The organism is Pantoea stewartii subsp. stewartii (assembly GCF_008801695.1).
GTDB lineage: Bacteria > Pseudomonadota > Gammaproteobacteria > Enterobacterales > Enterobacteriaceae > Pantoea > Pantoea stewartii.
Genome location: NZ_VZPF01000207.1, coordinates 1 through 973, shown reverse-complemented (window position 1 = coordinate 973; position 973 = coordinate 1). Strand labels below are relative to the sequence as shown.

General features: G+C 37.6%; 2 protein-coding genes. Both read right to left on the bottom strand.

The genetic code is table 11. The features are described 5' to 3' along the window. Nucleotides 1–69 (bottom strand): IS1 family transposase (locus F7Q90_RS28075; RefSeq protein WP_394350291.1); only part of this gene is annotated, 69 nt, incomplete at its 3' end. Nucleotides 70–755: 686 nt separating this feature from the next. Further along, on the bottom strand, nt 756–973 hold a 218-nt coding region (locus tag F7Q90_RS26975; RefSeq protein ID WP_211369707.1), incomplete at its 5' end, for a hypothetical protein.

The following is a 973-nucleotide window of genomic DNA, read 5'->3' as shown; positions in this document are numbered from 1 at the left end:
TGGGCTAAGGCCATGTCGATAAACATCATCGGAATCACAACGAGGGCAATGAACAGTAACTGTAGCCAGGAGGACACCTCAAATAACTGTAGGATATCACATAATCCAACTATTTAGAGGCATTACCCAAAAAAGATATATTTTTCCCCCACTGAATAAATCCGTAAATCCTAATCCTGTCTTTAAGAATACTGCGCGTCAGTGATGACTGAAGTCACCCTGCCGTACCGGATTTTTCCCTTAATTCCTTTAGCATAAATAAGCATCCTGCCGCCCTTATCAGATGGATAAATATTTTTTAACAGATACAGCAATACCCCGCGGGTGTAAGAACTTTCCGTAAAAATAAAATCAAGCGCATTATGCACAACGACACACCGACGTCAAACCCGATCATAAAAAGGCATCTGATAGTTATCAACTCTCAAAAAAACAAGTATCGATCGTTTTCCACAGCTAGTGGATTATGCAAATAAACACATATCATATTGAAAATAAAGATGATATTTAGCACGCACCTGCTGCATTTATGGGCATAGCGTTTGAATGTATGTGAAATTCTCAGGGAAAAATGGTTCCGCAAAAAAAACTTTTATTTGATATATGACAATATTTACGTTGCGGCACCAATTTAATCCTTTTCATTTTGATAATGGAAAATACACACTCCTTCCAGGAAGACAGCAATTGGAGCCACATTATTTTCATTTGAAAGATAAACTGAGTTTACATTCCAATAAATTTCCATTTAAAACTTAAAACCCTGAGATTATTAGCGCCGTATTAGTTACTCCAGTCGCAATTAATAAGTATGTAACTGGAAAATATGAAATAAGCCCCCAAAGCCCTGACGAATCCCCACAAAAATGAGACAGACATAGCAAGATGTGATCTACTGATTCTTCCACAAATTCAATGGGATCACCGCTATGCCTGCCCGTAAAGTATGTCAGAATTTTTTTCAGGATGCTCT